The organism is Psychrobacter sp. PSP, from assembly GCF_024085615.1.
Lineage (GTDB): Bacteria > Pseudomonadota > Gammaproteobacteria > Pseudomonadales > Moraxellaceae > Psychrobacter > Psychrobacter pacificensis.
Window position 1 is genome coordinate 1 of record NZ_JABLTF010000009.1, and the last position, 1277, is coordinate 1277.

The window sequence follows — 1277 nt, forward strand, 5'->3', positions numbered from 1 at the left end:
TGACCCCTGCCGTCAAATCCGTACACATAAACTTGGGAGATTTTAATTACGCAGCCTGACGATAATAATCAAACCACACCTGTCTTGGCGATTGATAGCCCAAACCCTTTTGAATCCTCGTCTGATTGTAGTACAGCTCGATATAACTGATAATATCATTGATGGCTGTGAACCTTGTTTTATAGTCTTGATGATATACTAATTCATTCTTTAATACGCCCCAGAAGCTTTCTATCGGAGCGTTATCGAAACAGTTGCCTTTGCCGCTCATTGAGCCTATAAATTGATGCTGCTTAATGGTCTTGTGGTAGGCGTGACTGCAATACTGGCTGCCTCTGTCAGAGTGAACGATTAGCCCTTTGTTTGGACGTTTATTCTTGATGGCCATATTTAGTGCTTTGCAAACTAAATCTGCGGTCATACGCTTGTTAATAGCGTAACCGACCAGCTCTTTGGTGTATAAGTCTTTGACCCCTGCTAAGTACAGCCAACCCTCATTCGTCCAGATATAGGTGATGTCGCTGACCCACGACTCGTTAGGGCGCTTAGCATCAAACTTCTGATCCAGTACGTTTGGATAGACCAGCTTGTTGTGATTGGAGTCGGTGGTGACTTTAAAGCGCTTATGACTACGACATTTAATGCCGTGTTGCTCTTTGATGCTTCTTATCATATACAGGCTAATGTTATGGCCTTGCTCGCTTAGATGAGCATGCAGTCGATCTGCGCCATAACGTTCTTTCGTTTCATTGTGAGCCGCTTTAACCAGTAATTCAGATTGGTTGCGATGTATCTGTTGGTCGCTGAGATCACGACTTAGCCAGTCGTAATAGCTTGATGGCTTAACCCTTAACACACGGCACATAGTGATGATGCGAAAGAGGAACTGGTTGTCTTTGATAAAGGCGTACCTGACTAACTGTTTCTCGCGAAGTACGCCGTCGCCTTTTTTAGAATTTCGCGCTCCTCTTCGGCTACTTTAAGCTGCCGCTTGAGCTGCTTTATTTCTTGAAGAGCACTCATAAGATCAGGATCATATTGTTCTGTGCCAATAAGCTTGCCTTGATTGGCTTTGTTCTGCCAGTTCGATAACGTTTGCATCGCTATGCCAAGTTGCTTGGCTGTGGCTGAAACATTACCGTTATTGTCTGCTATCTTCTTAACGGCTTCTGCTTTAAATTCGTCACTGTAGGTTCTTACTTTCTTGGTCATGGTAAACTCCGATTAATACGCTTAGTTTACCAAGTTTACCTCTACGGTTTCTTCAGCATAGCTCA

At 43.7% G+C, this 1277-nt stretch carries 1 protein-coding gene; it reads right to left on the bottom strand.

Annotated features, from left to right (window positions below):
- Positions 1-46: 46 nt before the first annotated feature.
- Positions 47-1212, bottom strand: a protein-coding gene (locus HL061_RS02685; RefSeq protein ID WP_093071256.1) for an IS3 family transposase whose coding sequence is annotated in 2 segments (ribosomal slippage) — positions 47-954 and positions 954-1212 — 1167 coding nt in all. Because the reading frame shifts where the segments join, the coding sequence is not laid out codon by codon here.
- Positions 1213-1277: the final 65 nt, after the last annotated feature.